General features: G+C 72.6%; 16 protein-coding genes. 14 read left to right on the top strand and 2 right to left on the bottom strand.

Translation table 11 applies throughout. The features are described from left to right. The first annotated feature begins 219 nt into the window (after positions 1–219). From ACFUJY_RS20725 to ACFUJY_RS20685, 9 genes are all read left to right on the top strand, one after another. Entirely contained in the window at positions 220–2394 is a 2175-nt protein-coding gene (locus ACFUJY_RS20725; protein ID WP_383301529.1) for a putative bifunctional diguanylate cyclase/phosphodiesterase, read from the top strand. A 286-nt stretch (positions 2395–2680) separates the two neighbouring features. Then, a complete protein-coding gene (gatC, locus tag ACFUJY_RS20720; RefSeq protein WP_018102521.1) occupies positions 2681–2977 on the top strand; it encodes an Asp-tRNA(Asn)/Glu-tRNA(Gln) amidotransferase subunit GatC in 297 nt (98 codons plus the stop codon). Between the two features lie 5 nt (positions 2978–2982). Further along, a complete protein-coding gene (gene gatA, locus ACFUJY_RS20715) occupies positions 2983–4485 on the top strand; it encodes an Asp-tRNA(Asn)/Glu-tRNA(Gln) amidotransferase subunit GatA (protein WP_383301525.1) in 1503 nt (500 codons plus the stop codon). Next, on the top strand, positions 4482–4724 hold the full coding sequence (locus ACFUJY_RS20710) for a hypothetical protein (RefSeq protein ID WP_073963825.1): 243 nt from the start codon (positions 4482–4484) through the stop codon (positions 4722–4724). Before gatA ends, ACFUJY_RS20710 begins: the two co-directional genes overlap by 4 nt. Before the next feature lie 15 nt (positions 4725–4739). Continuing rightward, positions 4740–6248 carry an Asp-tRNA(Asn)/Glu-tRNA(Gln) amidotransferase subunit GatB gene (gene gatB / locus ACFUJY_RS20705; protein ID WP_383301522.1) on the top strand — a complete coding sequence of 503 codons (1509 nt, stop codon included), beginning with the start codon at positions 4740–4742 and terminating at the stop codon, positions 6246–6248. A 255-nt stretch (positions 6249–6503) separates the two neighbouring features. After that, positions 6504–8717: an MMPL family transporter gene (locus ACFUJY_RS20700; RefSeq protein WP_383301519.1), complete on the top strand. Its 2214-nt coding sequence runs from the start codon at positions 6504–6506 to the stop codon at positions 8715–8717. Between the two features lie 55 nt (positions 8718–8772). Beyond that, positions 8773–9369: a hypothetical protein gene (locus ACFUJY_RS20695; RefSeq protein WP_383301516.1), complete on the top strand. Its 597-nt coding sequence runs from the start codon at positions 8773–8775 to the stop codon at positions 9367–9369. A 215-nt stretch (positions 9370–9584) separates the two neighbouring features. Continuing rightward, on the top strand, positions 9585–9761 hold the full coding sequence (locus ACFUJY_RS20690; protein WP_383301515.1) for a hypothetical protein: 177 nt from the start codon (positions 9585–9587) through the stop codon (positions 9759–9761). A 76-nt stretch (positions 9762–9837) separates the two neighbouring features. Further along, complete coding sequence (locus ACFUJY_RS20685) at positions 9838–12972, top strand: AAA family ATPase (protein ID WP_383301512.1); 3135 nt, start codon at positions 9838–9840, stop codon at positions 12970–12972. A gap of 9 nt (positions 12973–12981) precedes the next feature. Here the strand turns inward: ACFUJY_RS20685 and ACFUJY_RS20680 are convergent, their stop codons facing one another. Beyond that, positions 12982–14169, bottom strand: a complete 1188-nt coding sequence (locus ACFUJY_RS20680) for a PQQ-dependent sugar dehydrogenase (protein ID WP_383301509.1) — start codon at positions 14167–14169, stop codon at positions 12982–12984. A 179-nt stretch (positions 14170–14348) separates the two neighbouring features. Next, positions 14349–15305 carry an aldo/keto reductase gene (locus tag ACFUJY_RS20675; RefSeq protein WP_383301684.1) on the bottom strand — a complete coding sequence of 319 codons (957 nt, stop codon included), beginning with the start codon at positions 15303–15305 and terminating at the stop codon, positions 14349–14351. A 110-nt stretch (positions 15306–15415) separates the two neighbouring features. On the opposite strand from ACFUJY_RS20675, the gene ACFUJY_RS20670 reads away from it, so the two are divergent. The 5 genes from ACFUJY_RS20670 (at position 15416) to ilvC (ending at position 23276) form a co-directional block, all read left to right on the top strand. After that, positions 15416–16378, top strand: a complete 963-nt coding sequence (locus tag ACFUJY_RS20670) for a 2-hydroxyacid dehydrogenase (protein ID WP_383301506.1) — start codon at positions 15416–15418, stop codon at positions 16376–16378. 281 nt (positions 16379–16659) lie between these two features. After that, positions 16660–19521, top strand: coding sequence for a putative bifunctional diguanylate cyclase/phosphodiesterase (locus tag ACFUJY_RS20665; RefSeq protein ID WP_383301503.1), 2862 nt, complete (start codon positions 16660–16662; stop codon positions 19519–19521). 229 nt (positions 19522–19750) lie between these two features. After that, on the top strand, positions 19751–21607 hold the full coding sequence (locus ACFUJY_RS20660) for an acetolactate synthase large subunit (RefSeq protein ID WP_383301500.1): 1857 nt from the start codon (positions 19751–19753) through the stop codon (positions 21605–21607). A gap of 23 nt (positions 21608–21630) precedes the next feature. Beyond that, positions 21631–22158 (top strand): acetolactate synthase small subunit, encoded by a 528-nt coding sequence (gene ilvN, locus ACFUJY_RS20655; RefSeq protein WP_018553223.1) that lies wholly within the window; start codon positions 21631–21633, stop codon positions 22156–22158. Between the two features lie 116 nt (positions 22159–22274). Then, positions 22275–23276: a ketol-acid reductoisomerase gene (ilvC, locus tag ACFUJY_RS20650; protein WP_164637845.1), complete on the top strand. Its 1002-nt coding sequence runs from the start codon at positions 22275–22277 to the stop codon at positions 23274–23276. The last annotated feature ends 25 nt before the right edge of the window (positions 23277–23301 follow it).

The raw sequence follows: 23301 nt of genomic DNA, 5'->3' as shown, positions 1-23301 counted from the left end.
GCACCGTCGGCGTCACCCGATCGGCGCATACCAGATGCTGACGGATAGTCGGTTCGCATTCGGGCAAGAGCGGTAGACCGCTGCCCGTAGCAGCCCTCCGCGGCCTACTGTGGTCAGACGCGCCCCCGAACCTCGGCCACCGGGCGGGGCCGGGGCGCGTCGTGGCTCGGAACGCATTCATCGGGTGACATCGGCATCGCCGGCTGTGAGAGGGACGGAATGAAACCGACCGAGAGCGCCGCACCGGTGACGCGGCTGCAAGGTTTCGTGGGACCCGCGCCCAAAGTGGGCGCCGTCGTGCTGGCCCTCGCCACGGTCCAGCTCGCGGCCGGCTTCTCCCGGGCCCTCAGCGAGGGGCGCGCCCTCTTCCCGGACGGCCGGGCCGGCTGGTCGCTGGCCGTCCTCACCGGCATCGTCGTCGGCCACCTCGTCGCGCTCGGCCGCGACCGCTGGTGGGGCGGCACCGGCTCCGGCGCCGCCCTCACCCTGGCCGTCCTGCTGTTGTACGGCTGGGTGCCCGCCGGTCTGGTCAGCCTGGTGGTGGTCGTCCTCGTCGGCGTCGCCCGCCGTCACCGCTGGTGGCAGGGGCTGCTGCACGGCGCCGTGGACATCCTCGGGGTCGGCGCGGCGACCCTGGTGCTCGCCGCGTTCGGCGAGGTGCAGTCCGTCGAGACGCCCTGGCGGCCACTCGACTGGGGCATCGACGCCGTTCCGGAAGTCCTGCTCGCCGCCGCCACCTATCTGCTGGTCACCCGGGTCCTGCTGTGGTACTCGCGGGCCCAGCCCGGCGGCGGCCTGCCCACCGTCGCCCGCACCGCGCTGCTGCGCCAGGGCCTCGTCGCGGTCGCCCTGCTCGGCATCGCGCCGCTGATCTGCGTCGTCGCGATGGCCCGGCCGGTCCTGCTGCCGCTCTTCGCGGTGCCGCTGATCGCGCTCGACTCCACGCTGTGGATCGCCCGCGCCCGGGCCGAGGAGCAGCTGAAGGACCCGCTGACCGGGCTGCCCAACCGCCAGTGGCTGCTGGAGCGGACCTGGAGCGCGCTGGAGGAGGCGGAGAGCGTCGGCAGCCGGGTCGCCCTGGTCCTCATCGACCTCGACCGCTTCCGGGCCGTCAACGACACCCTCGGCCACCTGGCCGGCGACCGGCTGCTGCTCCAGATCGCGGAACGCCTCCGGCTCGCCCTGCCGCGCGGCGCGGAGGCGGCCCGGCTCGGCGGCGACGAGTTCGCGGTCCTGCTGCCCACCGCCGACTCCACGACCAGCGCCCAGCGCGTCGCCCGCCACCTGGTCGCCGAGCTGTCCTCCCCGCTGGACCTGGACGGGCTGACCCTGGTCCTGGAGGCCAGCGCGGGCGTCGCGGTCTTCCCGGACCACGCGGTGGACGCGGAGGGGCTGCTGCGCCGGGCCGACGTGGCGATGTACCAGGCCAAGCGGGACCGCACCGGCGTGGAGGTCTACGAGTCCAAGCGCGACAGCAACACCCCGGACCGGCTCGGCCTCCTCGGCGACCTGCGCCGCGCGCTGGACGCGGGCGAGGTGGAGCTGCACTACCAGCCCAAGGTCCGCTTCGACGGCCAGGTCGCCGGGCTCGAAGCGCTGGTGCGCTGGGTGCACCCGGAGCGCGGCAGGGTGCCCCCGGACGAGTTCATCGCCATCGCGGAGTCCTCCGGGCTGATGCCGCACCTCACCGAGTACGTCCTGGAGACGGCGCTCGCCCAGGTCGCCCGGTGGCGGGCCCAGGGCCTCTTCGTGCCCGTCGCGGTCAACGTGTCGCCGCGGGATGTGCACACCCCCGGGTTCGCCGGCGGCGTCGCGGCCCGGCTCGCCCGGCACGGCGTCCCGGCGGGCGCGCTCCAGCTGGAGATAACGGAGCACGTGCTCCTGGAGGACCCGCAGCGGGCGGCGGACACGCTCGCCGGACTGACCGGGCACGGCGTGAAGATGTCCCTGGACGACTTCGGCACCGGGTACTCCTCCCTGGTCCATCTGCGCCGGCTGCCGGTCAGCGAGCTGAAGATCGACCGCTCCTTCGTGGCGCGGCTCGCCATCGACCAGGAGGACGCCGAGATCGTCCGCTGCACCATCGACCTGGCCCACTCGCTCGGCCTGCTGGTCGTGGCCGAGGGCGTCGAGGACGACGAGACCTGGGAGCGGCTGCGGGACCTGCGGTGCGACGCGGTCCAGGGCTGGCTGGTGGCGGCCGCGATGCCGCCCCAGGAGACCACCGCCTGGCTGCGGGCCCGGGGCGAGCACGGCTGGCGCCGCCCGGCCGAACTGGCCGCGGCGGCGGGGGCGGCCCCGGCACCCGCCGCGACGCCCGCGGCGGCCCCGGCCTCCGAGCTGGAACAGCGCCCCTCGGGCCGCACGGCGGGCCCGCGCCCGGCGACCACGTAGCGGCCTCCCATAAAGACGACGTAGCGGCCTCCCGTAAAACCGTGTCCTCAGCCGTGTGGCCGACCCCATAGGATTGGTGGCCGGCGGCACATTTCCACCTGCCGCGCGACGCCTGGCACGCACGCTCGCCGCGTTGCCGAAACGCCCGAGTGGCTCCGCCACAAGGGCGCTCCGGCGCCTTGCGAGCGCACGCGCCAGACGCCGCGCGGCCCGTCCTTCGGACGGACGGTGGAAATGTGCCGCCGGCCCCCGGCAAAACCACACACCAACCCCTGAGGATCGCTGCATGCCTGGCATCACGCGCGAGGAGGTCGCCCACCTCGCCCGGCTGGCGCGTCTGGAGCTGAAGGGCGAAGAGCTCGATCACTTCGCCGGACAGCTCGACGACATCATCGGCGCGGTCGCCCGCGTCTCCGAGGTCGCCGACCAAGACGTACCGCCGACCTCCCACCCGCTGCCGCTGACGAACGTCATGCGGGCGGACGTCGTCCGTCCGTCTCTCACCCCCGAGCAGGCGCTCTCCGGCGCCCCGGCCCAGGAGCAGCAGCGTTTCAAGGTGCCGCAGATCCTGGGGGAGGACTGACTGCCATGACGGACATCAGCAGCATCATCAAGCTCACCGCGGCCGAGATCGCCGCGAAGATCGCCTCCGGCGAGCTCACCGCCGTCCAGGTCACCGAGGCCCACCTCGCGCGGATCGACGCCGTGGACGAGAAGGTGCACGCCTTCCTGCACGTCGACCGCGAGGGCGCGCTCGCCCAGGCCCGCGCCGTGGACGCCAAGAAGGCGGCCGGCGAGAAGCTGGGCCCGCTGGCCGGCGTCCCGCTCGCGCTCAAGGACATCTTCACCACGAAGGACATGCCGACCACCGTCGGCTCGAAGATCCTCGAGGGCTGGGTCCCGCCGTACGACGCGACCCTCACGCAGAAGCTGAAGGCGGCCGACGTCGTCATCCTCGGCAAGACCAACATGGACGAGTTCGCCATGGGGTCCTCCACCGAGAACAGCGCCTACGGCCCCACCGGCAACCCCTGGGACCTCACCCGCATCCCCGGCGGCTCCGGCGGCGGCTCCTCCGCCGCCCTCGCCGCCTTCGAGGCCCCGCTCGCGATCGGCACGGACACCGGCGGCTCCATCCGCCAGCCCGCCGCCGTCACCGGCACGGTCGGCGTCAAGCCCACCTACGGCGGGGTCTCCCGCTACGGCATGGTCGCCTTCTCCTCCTCCCTCGACCAGGGCGGCCCGTGCGCCCGCACGGTCCTGGACGCGGCGCTGCTGCACGAGGCGATCGCCGGGCACGACCCGATGGACTCGACGTCGATCGACGCGCCGGTCCCGCCGGTCGTGGAGGCGGCGCGGGGCGGCTCCGTCCAGGGCATGCGCGTCGGTGTCGTCAAGCAGTTCTCCGGCGAGGGCTACCAGGCCGGGGTCGTCCAGCGCTTCAACGAGTCGGTCGAGCTGCTGAAGTCGCTCGGCGCCACGGTCGTGGAGCTGGACTGCCCGACGTTCGACCTGGCGCTCTCGGCGTACTACCTGATCGCGCCGTCCGAGTGCTCCTCGAACCTCGCCCGGTTCGACGCCATGCGCTACGGCCTGCGCGTCGGGGACGACGGCACGAAGTCCGCCGAGGACGTCACCGCGCTCACCCGCGAGGCCGGCTTCGGCGACGAGGTCAAGCGCCGCGTCATCCTCGGCACGTACGCGCTCAGCTCCGGCTACTACGACGCGTACTACGGCTCCGCGCAGAAGGTCCGCACGCTGATCACGCGCGAGTTCGAGCAGGCGTTCGAGCAGGTCGACGTGATCGTCTCGCCGACCACGCCCACCACCGCCTTCCCGATCGGCGAGCGCGCCGACGACCCGATGGCGATGTACCTGGCCGACCTGTGCACCATCCCGACCAACCTCGCCGGCAACGCGGCCATGTCGCTGCCCTGCGGCCTGGCCCCCGAGGACGGCCTGCCCGTCGGGCTCCAGATCATCGCCCCCGCGATGAAGGACGACCGGCTGTACAAGGTCGGAGCCGCCGTCGAGGCCGCTTTCGTGGAAAAGTGGGGACACCCGCTGATCGAGGAGGCTCCGTCGCTATGAGCGCCATGACCAAGAAGGCCAAGAACTTCAAGAAGTCGAAGACCGGGCTGTACGTGTCGATGGCGACCACCGCCTTCGGAGCGCTCAGCGTCGCCAAGCAGGCGAAGCTGGCCCGCTCGGACAACGACACGCTGCGCCTCATCGACGCCGCCGTGTCCGCCGCCGCCATCGCCACCGGTCTCGCGATCCTCTATCGCGAACTGAAGCGTCTCGGCGACGACGACGTACTGCTGGGCTGAGAGGGAAAGTTTTCCGTGACTGTCATCGACCTGGAGTCGTACGAGGACGCCCTCGCGACGTACGACCCCGTCATGGGCCTTGAGGTCCATGTGGAGCTCGGCACCAAGACGAAGATGTTCTGCGGCTGCTCCACGGAGCTGGGGCAGGACGCCAACACGCAGACCTGCCCCGTCTGCCTCGGGCTGCCCGGCGCGCTGCCGGTCGTCAACGAGATCGGCGTGGAGTCCGCGATCAAGATCGGCCTCGCGCTGAACTGCGAGATCGCCGAGTGGTGCCGCTTCGCCCGGAAGAACTACTTCTATCCGGACATGCCGAAGAACTTCCAGACCTCCCAGTACGACGAGCCGATCGCCTTCAACGGCTATCTGGACGTCCAGCTGGAGGACGGCGAGGTCTTCCGGGTGCAGATCGAGCGCGCCCACATGGAGGAGGACACCGGCAAGTCGACGCACGTCGGCGGCGCCACCGGCCGTATCCACGGCGCGTCCCACTCCCTGCTCGACTACAACCGCGCGGGCATCCCGCTCATCGAGATCGTCACCAAGCCGATCGAGGGAGCCGGCGCACGCGCCCCCGAGGTCGCCCGGGCGTACGTCGCCGAGCTGCGCGAGCTCATCAAGGCGCTCGGCGTCTCCGAGGCCCGCATGGAGATGGGCCAGATGCGCTGCGACGTCAACCTGTCGCTGCGCCCGAACGGCACCGAGACCTTCGGTACGCGCTCCGAGACGAAGAACGTGAACTCGCTGCGTTCCGTCGAGCGCGCCGCCCGCTTCGAAATCCAGCGCCACGCCGCGGTGCTGAACTCCGGCGGCACGATCGTGCAGGAGACCCGGCACTTCCACGAGGAGGACGGCTCCACCACGGCCGGCCGCATCAAGGACAACGCCGAGGACTACCGCTACTTCCCCGAGCCCGACCTCGTACCGGTCGCCCCGGCCCGCGAGTGGGTCGAGGAACTGCGCAAGGGCCTCCCCGAGCTGCCGCGGGTCCGCCGCGCCCGGCTCAAGGAGGAGTGGGGCGTCTCCGAGCACGACATGCAGTCCATCCTCAACGCGGGCGCGGTCGACCTGATCGTCGCCACGACCGAGGCGGGCGCCCCCTCGGACCAGGCCCGGAAGTGGTGGATGGGCGAGCTGGCCCGCAACGCCAACGAGACCGGCCGCGGCCTGGACGAGCTGCCCGTCACCCCGGCGCAGGTCGCCCGGGTCGCCGAGCTCGTCGCCGCGGGCGACCTCAACGACAAGCTGGCCCGCCAGGTCCTGGAGGGCGTGCTCGCCGGCGAGGGCGACCCGGACACCGTCGTCGAGAAGCGCGGCCTGAAGGTCGTCTCCGACGAGGGCGCGCTGTCCACCGCCGTGGACGAGGCCATCGCGGGCAACGCCGCCATCGCGGACAAGATCCGCGGCGGCAAGGTCGCGGCGGCCGGCGCCCTGGTCGGCGCGGTCATGAAGGCGACCCGCGGCCAGGCGGACGCGGCCCGGGTCCGCGAGCTGATCCTGGAGAAGCTGGGCGTCGAGGGCTGACGCCGTCCGCGTACGCCGAGAGGGGCGGTGGGTCCGGTGAGAACCGGGCGCGCCGCCCCTCTCGGCTGCGCGGGTCCCGAACGCGCGCGCACCCCATGTCGCCCATAAGCGGATGTGCCCGCTGTGACCCTCCCCACGAATGGGGCAAATGATCTCGAATGGCTGCGAGAGTGGCCGTTCTCAGGTCATGCGTTCTCCCGCGGGCGGCTTCCGCCGGCCCCGGGAAGACCACGAACCCGCAGGGAGCGCGTCCCCTTGGCTGCCATCGCCCGCTGGTGCGTCTCGCACCGCCTCATCGCCGTTCTGATCTGGCTGCTCGCCCTCGGGGGCACGGCCGCCGCCGCGGGGTTCGCGGGGTCCGCCTACTCCAACGACTACGAGGCGCCCGGCACCGAGTCCGGGCGGGCCGCGGAGCTGTTGAAGAGCGGGTTCACCGATCTCGGCGGGGACACCGACACCATCGTCTGGCACACCGAGGACTCCACGGTCCGGGCCACCGACGTCGAGCAGAAGATGACCCGCACCCTGCACGCCGTGGAGCGGCTGCCCGGGGTCGGGGCGGTCGACAGCCCGTACACCGAGACCGGGGCCGCGCGGATCAGCGCCGACGGGCACACCGCGTACGCCACCGTCACCTTCGACAAGCGCGCCGACGACGTGCCCGTGGCGCAGGCGCGGGCGGTCGTGGACACCGCGAAGGCGGCCGAGAGCCCGCATCTGCGCGTCGAGCTGGGCGGCCAGGCCGTCGGGCTCACCGAGGCACCCGCCGCGCATCTCAGCGAGGTCATCGGGGTGGCCGTCGCGGCCGTCGTGCTCTTCCTCGCCTTCGGGTCGCTCGCCGCGAGTCTGCTGCCCATCGCCACGGCGCTCGTCTCGGTCGGCACGGCGTACGCGGGCATCGTGCTCCTCGGGCACCTGATGACCGTCGCCGACTTCGCACCCATGCTCGGCATGCTGATAGGGCTCGGCGTGGGTATCGACTACGCCCTGTTCATCGTCACCCGGCACCGCAGAGGGCTGCGGCGCGGCATGACCGTGCCGGAGGCCGCGCAGCACGCGGTGGCGACGACCGGGCGGGCCGTCGTCTTCGCCGGGGCCACCGTCTGCATCGCGCTCCTCGGCATGCTGATCCTCCGGCTGAGCTTCCTCAACGGCGTGGCCATCGCCGCCTCGCTCACCGTGATCCTGACCGTCGCCGCCTCGGTGACCCTGCTGCCGGCCCTCCTCTCGCTCATCGGACTGCGGGCGCTCAGCCGGCGCGAACGGGCCCGGCTGGCCGCGTACGGACCGCAGCCCGAGCCGCCGACCGGTTTCGCCGCCCGCTGGTCCGCCTTCGTGGAGCGCCACCCCAAGCTCCTGGGCGCGGTGGCGGCCGTGGTGATGCTGGTCCTCGCGCTGCCCACCTTCTCGCTCCACCTGGGCAGCTCCGACCAGGGCAACAACGCGGAGTCCTCCACCACCCGGCAGGCGTACGACCTGCTCGCCGACGGCTTCGGCCCCGGCGTCAACGGACCGCTGACCGTCGCCGCGCAGCTGGACGGCGCCGACGACCGGCTCGCGATGGACGCCCTGCCCGCCACCCTGCGTACGGTCGACGGGGTGGCCTGGGCCTACCCGGTGACGTACAACGCCGGGGGCGACACCGCGTACGTCACCGTCGTCCCCGACTCCGCCCCGCAGTCCCGCGCGACCAGCGACCTCGTGGAGCGGCTGCGTACGGACGTGCTGCCGAAGGCGGCCGACAACACCTCGCTGGAGACCCATGTGGGCGGGGTCACGGCCAGCTACGACGACTTCGCGCAGATCATCATCGGCAAGCTGCCGCTGTTCATCGGGGTCGTCATAGGGCTCGGCTGCCTGCTCCTGCTGCTGGCCTTCCGGTCCGTCGGCATCCCGCTGAAGGCGGCGGCGATGAACGTCGCCGCGGTCGCCTCCTCGTTCGGCGTCGTCGTCGCGATCTTCCAGTGGGGCTGGGGCAGCGAACTGCTGGGCCTGGGCAGCGCGGGCCCCATCGAACCCTTCCTGCCGGTGATCATGGTCTCGGTGCTCTTCGGCCTCTCCATGGACTACCAGGTCTTCCTGGTCGGCCGGATGTACGAGGAGTGGCTGGAGACCCGCGACAACCGGCGGGCGGTCCGGGTGGGCCTCGCCGAGACCAGCCGGGTCATCAACTCGGCCGCTGTGATCATGATCTCGGTGTTCCTCGCCTTCGTCCTCAGCGGCGACCGCGTCATCGCGATGTTCGGCATCGCCCTCGCGGCCGCCGTCGCCCTGGACGCCTTCGTCCTGCGCACCCTGCTCGTCCCGGCCCTCATGCACCTGCTGGGCGGCGCCAACTGGTGGCTCCCCGGCTGGCTGGAGCGCCGCCTGCCCCGCCTGAGCATCGAACCGCCGGACCGCCCGGTGGTCCGGGTGCCGGCGCCCGGCGTGCGGACGTACGAGGACGAGCCGGCCGAGCGCGTCCACTGACCGCCCGCCGGGGCGACCGGATGCGTTAAGGGGCCTCTCATCTGCGGCACCTAGCGTGCGCCGCATGAACCCCACCACGCCCGAAGCCGTCGCCGACGGCGCGAAGAAGACCGACGGGACGCCCGACGGGACGCCCGAAGAGACGCACGACGGGACGACCGTCGAGAAGACCGACGGGACGACCGACGAGGAGACCGACGGGACGACCCCGGAGGAGACCGACGAGGAGACCGACGACACCGACGAGGAGACCTCGGGCCGGCTCGCCGCCGCCTCCGCGGCCGTCGTCTCCGCCGGACTCGGCGTCGTCGGACTCACCGGCGCCTGGAGCGGCCGGGTCGCCGCCGAACGCGAGACCCTGATCGGCCAGATCAAGACCTCGTCCGGCGGCTCGGCGGCCCAGCAGATCAACGAGATAGGCGACGCCTGGCACGCCACCGCCCTGGTCAACGGCCTCTTCGGGCTCCTCGCCCTGCTGGTCGGCGGCTACGTCCTGGTCCGGCCCGCCTTCGGCGCCCCGGCCCGGCAGCCGCAGGCCGGCTGGGTCCGCGCGGTCGCCCGGGGCGGCCTCGCCCTCGGCGCCCTCGGCGTGCTGATCTCCGTAGCCATGTACTTCGACCTCATCGTCGCCGTGCCCGCCACGGGCGGATAGGACGGTTCCGGGGCCCGGGCACCCCGTACTAAGGCATGCCGGAGCGGTCTCACCGGCCCTGAGCGGTGGTGAGCCCCCGGGCCTAAGGCGTCCATGCGCCACAGATGCGGAACACGCCCGATGCGGCGCACCCCCCTGGGGGACGAGAGTGGTGGCACGGCAGCGGAACTGCCGCCACCGAGGCCCGAGAGGGCCCTCACCCAGGGGGACATCCCATGTTCGAGTACGAACTCCACAAGGTCATGCACGCCGAACTCCTCCGCCGCGCCGACCTCCGGCGCCTCGCCGGAGAGGCGACCCGCGCCCGCCGCTCCCGCCGGACCCTCCGCAAGGAATCCGGAAGGACGGTGAGTACCGGCGGCGTACGGGACCGGTTCACGCCGGCCGCGTAGGGCGGCGGCGGTGGACCGGGGCCGGGGGCCCTTCAGCCCCCGGCTTATTCCGTCCGCACTGTCGGCCCCGTGTGCGATGCTCGGCCCCGTGGAGACCAGGTCAGTCAGCCCCGTCTTCGTCGGCCGCACCGGCGAACTCAACTCGCTCACCGGCGCCCTCACCCGCGCCACCAAGGAACCCTCCGGCGCCGCCGGAGGGTTCTGCGGTGCGCCGCAGGCCCTGCTCATCGGCGGCGAGGCCGGCGTCGGCAAGACCCGCCTCGTCGAGGAATTCCTCGCCGTCGCCGCCCGCCGCGACGCGGTCGTCGCCGTGGGCGGCTGCGTCGAGATCGGCGCCGACGGCCTGCCCTACGCCCCCTTCTCCACCGCCCTGCGCGCCCTGCGCCGCGCCCTGCCCGACGAGATGGCCGCCGCCTGCGCCGGCCAGGAGGGCGAACTGGCCCGGCTGCTCCCCGAACTCGGCGAGACCGGCCGCGACGGCAACGACGAGCTCGGCACCGCCCGCCTCTTCGAGCTGACCGTCCGGCTCCTGGAACGCCTCTCCGCCGACCGTGCCGTCGTCCTCGTCCTGGAGGACCTGCACTGGGCGGACTCCTCGACCCGCCACCTCCTCGCCTACCTCTTCCGCACCCTGCGCAGCGGCCGGCTCGTCGTCGTCGGCACCTACCGCGCCGACGACATCCACCGCCGCCACCCCCTGCGCCCGCTCCTCGCGGAGATCGACCGGCTCCGCACCGTCCGCCGCATCGAGCTCTCCCGGTTCACCCGCTCCGAGGTCCGCCGCCAGCTCGCCGGCATCCTCGCGGACACCCCCGATCCCGCCCTGGTGGACGAGATATTCGAGCGCTCCGACGGCAACGCCTTCTTCGTGGAGGAGCTGGCCTGCATCCTGGAGTGCGGCGACGGGGACGGCGACGGCCTGCCCGAATCGCTGCGCGACCTCCTCCTCGTCCGCGTCGAGACGCTGTCCGCCGACGCCCAGAAGGTCGCCCGGATCGTCGCCGAGGGCGGCTCCGCCGTCGAGTACGAACTGCTCGCCGCCGTCGCCGGGCTCGGCGAGGACGACCTCATCGCGGCGCTGCGCACCGCCGTCGGCGCCAACCTGCTCCTGACCACCCCGGAGGGCGACGGCTACCGCTTCCGCCACTCCCTGGTGCGCGAGGCCGTCAGCGACGACCTGCTCCCCGGCGAGCGCTCCCGCCTCAACCGCCGGTACGCGGAGGCGCTGGAAGCCGATCCCGCCCTCGTCTGCGACGGCGAACGCGCGACCCGCCTGGCCAGTTACTGGTACGGGGCGCACGATCCCGCCAAGGCGCTGCCCGCCGTGCTGAAGGCATCGGTCCGGGCCCGCCACCGCAACGCCTACGCCGAGCAACTGCGCCTCCTGGAACGCGCCCTCGAACTCTGGGACGACGCCCCCGAGGACGTCCGCCGCACCCTGCGCCCCATCGACTACGCCGAGGTCTACCCGACCTGCGGGCGGGACGCCTCGACCCCGCTGACCTACCTCGACCTGATGGCCGAGGCCACCGTCGCGGCCCGCCTCGGCGGCGAGCGCGAACGGGCCTTCGCCATCTGCAAGAAGGCCCTGCGCATCCTGGAGGGCGAGGACGACGCGCTGCGCGCCGCCTGGTTCTGGGTCCAGCGCTCCCGCCTGGTCCAGGACCTCACGCGCGGCGACGGCTGGGAGGAACTGGCCACCGCCGAACGGCTGGTCCGGGGCCTGCCGCCGTCCGCGGTGCACGCGGACGTCCTGATGATGGTGGCCGGCTGGGGCGCCCTGCACCGCCCCGGCGCCGAGACCCTGACCGCCGCCGAACGGGCCGTGGAGTACGCCCAGCTCGTCGGCGACGAGTACATCGAACTGCACGCCCGGCTCACCCGGGGCTGGCTGAACGCGGACGCGGGCGCCGTCGACGCGGGCATCGCCGAGATGTACGCCGTGCGCGACCGGGCCGACGAGCTGGGCCTCATCGACATCATGGGCCGAGCCAGCATCAACCTGCCGTCCACCCTGGAGGCCATGGGCCGCTCCCTCGAAGCGGTGGCCGCCGCCGACCACGGCATCCGCATCTGCCACGAGCACGGTGTCGCGGACATGGAGGCGTGGGTCCGCACCAACCAGGGGATGTCCCTGTTCTCGCTGGGCCGCTGGGACGAGGCCGTGGCCACCACGGAGGCCGCCGCCCGCAAGTCGCTGTCCCGCAAGTCCCAGGGCCTGGTCGCCTCCCGCCGTACCGAGCTGGCCATCGCCCGGGGCGACCTCGCCGAAGCCGAACGGCAACTCGCGCTGACCCGGCGCTGCTTCGGCTCCAGCGACCCCCAGCCACAGCACTTCATCAACCCCGTGCGCCACGCCATCCAGATCGCCGTGCTGCAGGGCCGGCTGCCCGAGGCGCGCGCCGCCTTCGAGGCGCAGGCCGCCGAGGGCTTCCCCACCGGCACCCAGCGCTACGCCTTCCCGATGCTGCACGCCGTCGCGGCGGCCGAGGCCGACGCCCGGGGCCTGCCCGCCACCGAACCGGGCCGCCCCGCCGTCCTCGACCTGGTCCGGGGCCACCTCAAGCGGCTGCCGGTCCTGGTGCCGGTCTGGTCCGCCTACGCCCTCCTGATCGAGGCGGAACTGGCGAGGGCCGAGGGCGTCGACACCCCGGACCACTGGGAGGGCGCCGCCCGGGCGTTCACCCCGCTGCACCGCCCGTACGAGCTGGCGCAGATCCACCACCGCTGGGCGGAGGCCCTGCTCGTCGCCTCCGGTGACCGGGCCACCGCCACCGGCCTGCTGCGCGACGCCCACAGCACCGCCGTCCGGCTCGGGGCCCGCCCGCTCACCGAGACCATCGAGCTGCTGGCCGGCCGCGCCCGCATCGCCCTGGCCGGCGCGGGCGGCGAGGACCGGGCCGAGGAGCTACCGGCCGCGGTCGTCGTCCCGGACGAGCCCGGGACCGCCCGGGACCCCTCCGAGGAGCAGCTGCGGGCCGCCGCGGCCGCCGTGGAGTCCTTCGGGCTGACCCCGCGCGAGCAGGACGTGCACCGGCTGGTCGCGGCGGGCCTCACCAACCGCCGGATCGCCGAGGAGCTGTACATCTCGCCGAAGACCGCGAGCGTCCACGTCTCCAACATCCTGGCCAAGCTGGGCGTGACCGGCCGGGGCGAGGCCGCCGCCCTGGCCCACCGGCTGAGGCTCTACCCGGTGCCGGAACAGCGCTGAGACGGCGGCTCACCGCACCTGGACCAGCAGAATCCTGTCGTCCCCCGGCTTCGGCGTGCCCCGGCTGTCCGTCTCGCTCGTGACCAGCCACAGCTTGTCGCCGCCCGCCGCGAGCACCGTGCGCAGCCGGCCGTACTCGCCCTCCAGGAACGCCTGGGGGTCGGCCAGGGGCTCCTTCGCGGCCCCGCCCTCGCGGGAGAGCGGGATGCGCCACAGCCGTTCGCCCCGCAGCCCGGCCATCCAGATGGAGCCCTTGACGTACGCGATGCCGCTCGGCGACGCCTCGGAGGTCTTCCACTGGGCGACCGGGTCGCGGAAGCCCTCCTCGTGCGCGGTGCCCTCGACGTCCGGCCAGCCGTAGTTGCCGCCCGGCTCGATCAGATTCAGCTCGTCCCAGGTGTCCTGGCCGAACTCGGAGGCCCACAGCCGCTTCTCCGCGTCCCAGGCGAGACCCTGCACATTGCGGTGCCCGTACGAATACACCACGGAGTCGCCCTCCGGGTTGCCGTGCAGCGGCTCCCCGTCGGGCGTCATCCGCAGGATCTTGCCCGCCAGGGACTCCTTGTCCTGGGCGCGGCCGTCGTCGCCCGTCTCGCCCGTGCCCGCGTACAGCGCCCGGTCGGGCCCGAAGGCGATCCGGCCGCCGTTGTGGATCTGGCCCTTGGGGATGCCGCGCAGGATGGTGTCCGGGGCGCCGAGCAGCCGGCCGGGCGAGCCGTTCTCGTCGTAGATCATGCGGGCGATGCGGTTGTCCGACGCGGTGGTGAAGTACGCGTACACCTGGTGGTCCGTGCCGAAGTCGGGCGACACGGCGAGGCCGAGCAGCCCGCCCTCGCCGGCCGGGGCGACCCCGGGCACCGTGCCCAGGAGCTTCTTCTTGCCGGTCTCCGCGTCGATCCGGGTGATGGTGCCCTTGTCCCGGGAACCCACCAGGAGGTCGCCGCCGGGGAGCGCGGCCAGCCCCCACGGGGAGTCCAGCCCTTCGGTGAGCGTCGACACCACCTTCGCCGAGCCCTTGGCCGGGGGCCGGCCGGCCGGGGGGCGCGAGACGGACGGCGACGGGGACGGGGACGCGGCGGCCGATGCGGAGGGGGAGGAGGCCGGGGAGCTCGCGCCCCGGCCCGCCGAACTCTCCATGCCCTCCTGGGAGCTGCACCCGGCGGCCATCAGCAGGGCGCCGGCCGCCAGCACGGCCACCGCGCCCCGCCGTGCCCCGGGGCGGCCCCCGCCGCGGCCCGTCCGACGCCCCTCGGCCCCCTGCACTGATCCCAACACCGCACCTGTCCCTTCAACGGCCGCCTGTCCCCTGTGTTCTTACACCGAGCCCGCCCGGACCGGGGTGCTTTCCGGACCGGCGACCGGGGCGCGCCGGACGATCAGTCCCAGGACTCGCGCGGCGCCGGCAGCCCGTCGATCTCCGCCAGGTCGCGTTCCGTCAGCGTCAGCCCGGCCGCGCCCGCGTTCTCCACCGCCCAGTCCGCCCGCTTGGTGCCGGGCACCGGCACCACCTGGGGCCCCTGGTGCAGCACCCAGGCCAGGGCCGCCTGCGCGGGCGTCGCCCCGTGCCGCTCGGCGACCCGGCGCAGCCCCACCACCAGCGGCTGGTTCGCCGCCATCATCTCGGCCGTGAACCGGGGATGCCGGGCCCGCAGGTCCTCCGGCTCGAACCCCTGCCCCGGCGTGAGCGTCCCCGTGAGGTAGCCGTTGCCCAGCGGCATCGCGGCCAGGAAGCCCACGCCCCGGGCCGCGCACCACGGCAGCAGCGACTCCAGTGCCTGCGGCGACCACACCGAGAGCTCCGCCTGCACCGCGCTGACCGGGAACACCTGCTGCACCCGCTCCAGTTGCCGGATCGTTCCGTCGTGCATCCGGGAGCCCGGCCGCCGGGACGCCCGCGCACCGACCGCGCACAGGCCCAGCGCCCGCACCTTGCCCGCGCCCACCAGCTCGGCCATCGCGCCCCACGTCTCCTCGACGGGCACCTCCGGGTCGGCGCGGTGCAGCTGGTAGAGGTCGATCACATCGGTCTGGAGCCGCCGCAGCGAGGCGTCGCAGGCCCGGCGCACGTAACCCGGCCTGCCGTTGGCCACGATGTGCTGATCACCCACCAGGAGCCCGCACTTGGTGGAGACGAACGCCTCGGCCCGACGGCCCTTCAGCGCCCGCCCCACCAACAGCTCATTGGTGAACGGGCCGTACATGTCGGCGGTGTCGAGCAGATCGACCCCCGCGTCCAGCGCCGCGTGCACCGCCCGCAGCGCACGGTCGCCCCGCTGCTGCGAGGCGCTGTACGCCCAGCTCATCGGCATGCAGCCGAGACCGACCGCACCCACGGCGAGCGCCGCCGCACCGAGACTCCTGCGCTCCAACTCCCCGAACCCTCCCTCGCACCCACAACAACCTAACCTCTGCGTCCCGGAGGGCTTCGCATAGCCTCCTGACCATGACTTCCACCACGCACTCCGCCCCCGCCCCCGAGGTCTGGCTGCCCCTCCCGGCCGACGAGATCGAAGGGCTTCCCGAGGGTCTGACGTACCGCTTCTGGGACGGCGGGGAGGACTACCCGGCCGACCCCGCCGACTGCGCCTACTACGTCGTCCCGTACATGAAGGGCATGGAGGTCGCGGTCCGGCCGCTCGGTGCGATGAGCCGCGTCCGGGTCGTGCAGACGCTCTCGGCGGGCACCGACCACGTCGAGCCGGGCCTCGCCGGACTCCACGCCGGTGTACGGGTCTGCAACGCCAAGGGCGTCCACGAGGCGTCCACCGCCGAGCTGACCCTCGCTCTGATCCTGGCCTCGCTGCGCGGACTCCCCGGCTTCGTGCACGGCCAGGACGCCGAGGAGTGGCGGTCCGGGTTCTACCCGGCGCTGGCCGACAAGTCCGTGCTGATCGTGGGGTACGGATCGATCGGCTCGGCGATCGAGGACCGGCTCGTGCCGTTCGAGTGCGCGCGGGTCGCACGCGTCGCGCGCTCCGCACGGACAACCGCACGCGGCCCCGTACACACGCTCGACGACCTGCCGGCCCTGCTGCCCGAGGCCGACGTGGTCGTCCTGTCCACCCCGCTCAACCCCTCCACGCAGGGGCTGGTGGGCGCCGAGTTCCTCGCCGCGATGCGCGACGGTGCGCTCCTGGTCAACGTCGCCCGGGGCGGAGTGGTCGACACCAAGGCCCTGCTGTCCGAACTCGAGTCCGGCCGGCTGCGCGCCGCCCTCGACGTCACCGACCCGGAACCGCTGCCTTCCGGCCATCCCCTCTGGCATGCTCCGAACGTCCTCATCACCCCGCACGTGGGCGGCAGCACCTCCGCGTTCCTGCCGCGCGCCAAGCGGCTGATCGCCGGACAGCTCACCCGCTTCGCCGCGGGGCAGCCGCTGGACAACGTCGTACGCACCACCGGCTGACCACGCAACGAGCACGTCCGGCTCCCCTCCGTGGCCGCAACACCGCAGGTCGTCACGGAGAGTAGAGGAACTATGTCCCTGAGTGACGAGTCTGGTGTATCGTCCCGAAAGGGGTGTCGCGCCGTGGCAGGGACGGCGCCGGGGAGCCAGCCACACGCGAGGGGGCGACGGGCGATGGACGGCCGATGGGCGAACGATCCGACACGACGCGGCCGGCGACGGCGCGCGGAGGGCCCGGTGAGCCGGCGCCGCAGCCGGCCGGGGACCTCGGGGGGCCCGCGGTGAGCGCCCCGGCGAGCACCCGCGGAGCGCTCCTCGCCCGGCAGTCCGGGCCGGGCCGCACCTCCGCGCTGCTCCCGCAGCTCGTCCTCGGTCTCGTCTGCGGCGGATACGCGGTGGGCGCGGCCACCGGCTGGGGCTCGGCCGAGGTCGCCCTGTTCATGGGGGACTTCGGCCTGAGCGCCGCCGCCCTCGCCGCCGCCGTCTCCTGCTTCCTCTTCGCCCGCGTCGCCGACCCGAGGTTCCGCCCGGCCTGGCTGCTGTTCGCGCTCTCCTCCCTGATGGCCTCGGGCGGCAACGCCGTCTGGGGCTGGTACGAGTGCGTGCGCGCGGTCCGCGTCCCGAGCCCCTCCCTCGCCGACGTCTTCTTCCTCTGCTTCGCGCCGCCCGCGATCGTCGGACTCCTCGTCCTCGCCAAGCGGCCCGTCACCCGCGCCGGCTGGGTCTGCCTGGCCCTCGACTCCTGGCTGATCGGCGGCTCGCTGCTCACCCTGTCCTGGAGCCTCGCCCTCGCCCACACCGCGCACGTCGCGGACATCGAGGGCGACAGCGTGGCCCGCGCCGCGCTCTCGCTGGCGTACCCGCTGCTCGACATCGTGCTCGTCTCGATGGTCCTCGCCCTGCACTTCCGGCGCTCCAGCGTCAACCGCGCCGCGGTGAACACCGCCATCGCCGCGCTCGCCCTGACCGTGCTCTGCGACGCCCTGTTCACCTCGCCGCTGCTCCGCCAGACGTACCACTCGGGCCAGTTGCTCGACGCCGGCTGGTTCGCCGGCTCGCTGCTCCTCGCGTACGCCCCCTGGGGCGCCGCGCGCGACGCGGACGACACCGCCCGGGGGGAGAGCGGGGGCGAGCGCGAGGACCCGGCCGAGCCGCGCACCACCAGCCGTCCCATCGCCGGCTCACTGGCCGCGCTGACCCCGTATCTCGCCGCGGCCGTCTGCACCCTGGGCATCCTGTACAACGTGATCGAGGGCCGCCGGGTGGACCGCGTCGTCGTCCTCACCGGGTGCACGGTGGTCCTCGCCCTCGTCGTCCGCCAGGGCATCATGCTCCTCGACAACATCGCCCTCACCCAGGAACTGGCCCAGAAGGAGAACCACTTCCGCTCCCTGGTGCAGGGCTCCAGCGACGTCATCATGATCGCCGCCCCCAGCGGAGTCCTGCGCTACGTCAGCCCCGCAGCCGCCGGTGTCTACGGGCGGGACGCGGACGAGCTGGTCGGCACCGAGCTGTCCTCGATCATCCACCCCGACGACCTCGGCCGCGTCGTCCACGAGGTCCGCCGCTTCCTCGCCGCCCCGCCCGGCGAGGAGCCTGCCACGCGCATCGAGTGCCGCTTCCGGTCCGGCTCCGGCGACTGGCTCAACGTCGAGTCCACCGTCAACCGCCACCAGGGCGGCCTGCTCCTCAACAGCCGGGACGTCACCGAACGCGTCCGCCTCCAGGCCCAGTTGCAGCACAACGCCGAGCACGACCCGCTCACCGACCTGCCCAACCGGGCCCTGTTCACCGCCCGGGTCCGCCAGGCGCTCTCCGGCCGCCGCGCCGGGGACGCGGGCACCGCCGTCCTCTTCATCGACCTGGACGGCTTCAAGGCGGCCAACGACCGGCTCGGCCACCAGGCGGGCGACGAACTGCTCGTCCAGGCCGCCCGCCGCCTCCACGAGTCCGTCCGCTCCGGGGACACCGCCGCCCGCCTCGGGGGCGACGAGTTCGCCGCCCTCATCGTCGGGGACGCCGGCCGCGAGCAGGACGCCCGCGAGTGCCAGGTCCACGAGATCGCCGACCGGCTCCGCCTCACGCTCTCCGAGCCCTACCGCGTCGGCGACGGCGAGGTCCGCGTCACCGCCTCCATCGGCGTCGCCTTCGCCGAGCCCGGCATCACCCCCAACGACCTCATGCGCAACGCGGACCTCGCCATGTACCGCGCCAAGGCCGGCGGCAAGAACCGCGTCGAGCTGTACGCCCCGCAGATGCAGGCCGACGTGGTCCGCCGCTCCGAGCTGGCGACCCGGCTGCGCGGCGCCCTGCGCGACGGAGAGTTCGCGCTCCTCCACCAGCCCGTGGTGCACCTGGCCACCGGCCGGGTGGCCGCCGTCGCCGCCCAGGCCCGCTGGCGCTCCGCCCAGGGCATCCTGTTCACGCCCGCCGAGTTCCTGCGGATCTCCGAGGACGGCGACCGCACCGCCGAGCTGGGCCGCTGGCTCCTCGAAGAGGCCGTCGAGCAGGCCGCCGACCGGGCCAGGGCGGGCCACCAGGCCGCGGTGTCCGTCCGCCTCCCGGCCCGCAGGCTGCTCGACCGGGGCTTCCCGGCCGGCTCCGTCGAGGCGCTGCTCACGCGGTACGGGCTGCCCTCCGGGGCGCTCATGATCGAGGTCGCGGACAGCGATCCCCGGGTCTCCTTCGACGACCTGGAACAGCGTCTGGCCGCCCTGCGCCGGCTGGGCGTCCGGATCGCGCTCGACGGCTTCGGCAGCGGCTACGCCGCGATCAACGCCCTGCGCCGCCTCCCCATCGACGTGCTCAAGCTGGACCGGGGCCTGGTGGAGGGCGTCGTGGAGTCGGCCCGGCTGCACAAGATCACCAGCGGGCTGCTCCGGATCGCCTGCGACCTCGGCATGCAGTCCGTGGCCGACGGCGTGGACGTCCCGGAGCAGGTCCTCGCCCTGCGCGCCATGGGCTGTACGCACGGCCAGGGCGCGGCCTTCTCGGGTCCGCTGGACGAGTACCGGCTGCGCCGCGCCCTCGTGCGCGGGACCTTCCCGGTGCCCGCCGGGGTGCCCGCGCAGCCGGTCCTCACGGGCGGCGTGATCCCGTCCCTCACCCGCTCACATGGTGAGACACCCGTCCCACCCACTTGACACTCCGCGTGCGTCGGAGAGAGGGTCATTGCCATGCGCACCCGAATTCTCGTACTTGGAAAGCGCGTCGGCTGAAGCAGAGTCCCTCCATGACACTCTGCGGACCGCACCGGCGCGCTCCCCTCGCTTGCCTCACGGCACGAGGGGTTTTTTGTTGCACCGGACCAGGCAAAACGTCGTAAAACACTCGCAAGAAACCTCAGCTTCAAACCTCAGCTTCGAGAAGAGAATGCCGATGACCGAGCAGGCCACCGGGGCCCACCATCCCCAGCCGCGGGCCCGTAGCGGCGGATCGCCCTCCGCCACCGTTGAGCACCTCACGGGCGCGCAGTCCCTGATCCGTTCTCTCGAGGAAGTCGGCGCCGACACCGTATTCGGCCTCCCCGGCGGCTGCATTCTCCCGGCCTACGACCCGCTGATGGACTCCACCCGCGTCCGTCACATCCTGGTCCGGCACGAGCAGGGCGCGGGTCACGCGGCCACCGGTTACGCGCAGGCCACCGGCAAGGTCGGGGTCTGCATGGTCACCTCGGGTCCCGGCGCCACCAACCTCGTCACCCCGATCGCCGACGCGGCCATGGACTCCGTGCCGATGGTCGCGATCACCGGTCAGGTGGCCTCCGGCGCCATCGGTACGGACGCCTTCCAGGAAGCCGACATCTGCGGCATCACCATGCCGATCACGAAGCACAACTTCCTGGTCACCCGCGCCGAGGACATCGCGCACACGATCGCCGAGGCGTTCCACATCGCCTCCACCGGCCGCCCGGGCCCGGTCCTGGTCGACATCGCCAAGGACGCGCTCCAGGCGAAGACCGCCTTCAGCTGGCCGCCGGTCATGGACCTGCCCGGCTACCGCCCGGTGACCAAGCCGCACGCCAAGCAGATCCGCGAGGCCGCCAAGCTCATCACTCAGGCCAAGCGCCCGGTGCTCTACGTGGGCGGCGGCGTGATCAAGGCCGGGGCCACCGCCGAACTCAAGGTGCTGGCCGAGCTGACCGGAGCGCCCGTCACCACCACCCTGATGGCGCTCGGCTCCTTCCCCGACAGCCACCCGCTGCACGTGGGGATGCCCGGTATGCACGGTGCGGTCACCGCCGTCACCGCGCTCCAGAAGGCCGACCTGATCGTCGCCCTCGGCGCCCGCTTCGACGACCGCGTGACCGGCAAGCTCGACAGCTTCGCCCCGTACGCCAAGGTCGTCCACGCCGACATCGACCCGGCGGAGATCGGCAAGAACCGCGCGGCCGACGTCCCGATCGTGGGCGACGCCCGCGAGGTCATCGCCGACCTGGTCCAGGCCGTCCAGGCCGAGCACACCGAGGGCAACACCGGGGACTACAGCGCCTGGTGGAAGGACCTCAACCGCTGGCGCGAGACCTACCCGCTCGGCTACGACCTCCCCGAGGACGGCAGCCTCTCCCCGCAGCAGGTCATCCAGCGCATCGGCGAGCTCGCCCCGCCGGACACGATCTTCGCCGCGGGCGTCGGCCAGCACCAGATGTGGGCCTCGCACTTCATCCAGTACGAGCAGCCCGCCACCTGGCTCAACTCCGGCGGCGCCGGGACCATGGGCTACGCGGTCCCCGCCGCGATGGGCGCCAAGGCCGGCATGCCCGACCGCACGGTCTGGGCGATCGACGGCGACGGCTGCTTCCAGATGACCAATCAGGAGCTGACCACCTGCGCCCTGAACAACATCCCGGTCAAGATCGCCATCATCAACAACGGCGCGCTCGGGATGGTCCGCCAGTGGCAGACCCTGTTCTACAACCAGCGGTACTCCAACACCGTGCTGCACGCGGGCCCGGACGGCGAGACCCCGCCCAACAAGGGCACCCGCGTCCCGGACTTCGTGAAGCTCTCCGAGGCCATGGGCTGCTACGCGATCCGCTGCGAGGACCCGGCCGACCTGGACAAGGTCATCGCCGAGGCGAACGCGATCAACGACCGCCCGGTCGTCATCGACTTCATCGTCCACGAGGACGCCATGGTGTGGCCGATGGTCGCCGCCGGCACCTCCAACGACGAGGTCATGGCCGCCCGGGGCGTCCGCCCCGACTTCGGCGACAACGAAGACGACTGAGAGACAGAGAGAGACCGACTTCCATGTCCACCAAGCACACGCTCTCCGTCCTGGTCGAGAACAAGCCCGGTGTCCTGGCCCGGATCACCGCCCTGTTCTCCCGCCGCGGCTTCAACATCGACTCGCTCGCGGTCGGCACCACCGAACACCCCGACATCTCCCGCATCACCATCGTCGTGAATGTCGAGGACCTGCCGCTGGAGCAGGTCACCAAGCAGCTCAACAAGCTGGTCAACGTCCTCAAGATCGTCGAACTCGAGCCGTCCGCTGCGATCCAGCGCGAGCTCGTCCTGGTGAAGGTCCGCGCCGACAACGAGACCCGCTCCCAGATCGTCGAGATCGTCCAGCTGTTCCGCGCCAAGACCGTCGACGTCTCGCCCGAGGCCGTCACGATCGAGGCGACCGGCGGCGCCGACAAGCTGGAGGCGATGCTCAAGATGCTGGAGCAGTACGGCATCAAGGAGCTCGTCCAGTCCGGCACCATCGCCATAGGGCGCGGCGCGCGCTCGATCACCGACCGGTCCCTGCGCGCCCTCGACCGCACGGCGTAAAACCCCCGGGACCCGCCGTCCTGCCGACACCGCTCGCATGGCGAGACCCGAAAACGTATCTGACGCACCCCGCCGTACGGTGGGACGCAACACCTGCACACCAAGGAGAAGACCCAGTGGCCGAGCTGTTCTACGACGACGATGCCGACCTGTCCATCATCCAGGGCCGCAAGGTCGCGGTCATCGGCTACGGCAGCCAGGGCCACGCCCACGCGCTGTCGCTGCGTGACTCGGGTGTCGACGTCCGTGTCGGTCTGCACGAGGGTTCCAAGTCCAAGGCCAAGGCCGAGGAGCAGGGCCTGCGCGTGGTGACCCCCTCCGAGGCCGCCGCCGAGGCCGACGTCATCATGATCCTCGTCCCGGACCCGATCCAGGCCCAGGTCTACGAGGAGTCCATCAAGGACAACCTGAAGAAGGGCGACGCGCTGTTCTTCGGCCACGGCCTGAACATCCGCTTCGACTTCATCAAGCCGCCGGCCGACGTCGACGTCTGCATGGTCGCCCCCAAGGGCCCGGGCCACCTGGTCCGCCGCCAGTACGAGGAGGGCCGCGGCGTCCCGTGCATCGTGGCCGTCGAGCAGGACGCGACGGGCAACGGCCTGGCGCTCGCCCTGTCGTACGCCAAGGGCATCGGCGGCACCCGCGCCGGCGTCATCAAGACGACCTTCACCGAGGAGACCGAGACCGACCTCTTCGGCGAGCAGGCCGTCCTCTGCGGTGGCACCGCCGCCCTGGTCAAGGCCGGTTTCGAGACCCTGACCGAGGCCGGTTACCAGCCGGAGATCGCCTACTTCGAGTGCCTGCACGAGCTGAAGCTCATCGTGGACCTCATGTACGAGGGCGGCCTGGAGAAGATGCGCTGGTCCATCTCGGAGACCGCCGAGTGGGGCGACTACGTCACCGGCCCGCGCATCATCACGGACGCCACCAAGGCCGAGATGAAGAAGGTGCTCGCCGAGATCCAGGACGGCACCTTCGCCAAGAACTGGATGGCCGAGTACCACAACGGTCTGCCCAAGTACAACGAGTACAAGAAGGCCGACGGCGACCACCTGCTGGAGACCACCGGCCGCGAGCTGCGCAAGCTCATGAGCTGGGTCAACGACGAGGACGCGTAAGGCCCGGGCCCCGGGGGCGGGTCAC

The organism is Streptomyces sp. NPDC057249, assembly GCF_042669245.1.
Taxonomy (GTDB): domain Bacteria; phylum Actinomycetota; class Actinomycetes; order Streptomycetales; family Streptomycetaceae; genus Streptomyces.
This window is presented reverse-complemented; position numbering and strand designations above follow the sequence as displayed.

Coding starts and splice junctions, on each gene's coding strand:
- ACFUJY_RS20725 (WP_383301529.1), top strand. CDS start 220: ATGAAACCGACCGAGAGCGCCGCACCGGTGACGCGGCTGCAAGGTTTC.
- gatC (WP_018102521.1), top strand. CDS start 2,681: ATGCCTGGCATCACGCGCGAGGAGGTCGCCCACCTCGCCCGGCTGGCG.
- gatA (WP_383301525.1), top strand. CDS start 2,983: ATGACGGACATCAGCAGCATCATCAAGCTCACCGCGGCCGAGATCGCC.
- ACFUJY_RS20710 (WP_073963825.1), top strand. CDS start 4,482: ATGAGCGCCATGACCAAGAAGGCCAAGAACTTCAAGAAGTCGAAGACC.
- ACFUJY_RS20690 (WP_383301515.1), top strand. CDS start 9,585: ATGTTCGAGTACGAACTCCACAAGGTCATGCACGCCGAACTCCTCCGC.
- ACFUJY_RS20685 (WP_383301512.1), top strand. CDS start 9,838: ATGCTCGGCCCCGTGGAGACCAGGTCAGTCAGCCCCGTCTTCGTCGGC.
- ACFUJY_RS20670 (WP_383301506.1), top strand. CDS start 15,416: ATGACTTCCACCACGCACTCCGCCCCCGCCCCCGAGGTCTGGCTGCCC.
- ACFUJY_RS20660 (WP_383301500.1), top strand. CDS start 19,751: ATGCCGATGACCGAGCAGGCCACCGGGGCCCACCATCCCCAGCCGCGG.
- ilvN (WP_018553223.1), top strand. CDS start 21,631: ATGTCCACCAAGCACACGCTCTCCGTCCTGGTCGAGAACAAGCCCGGT.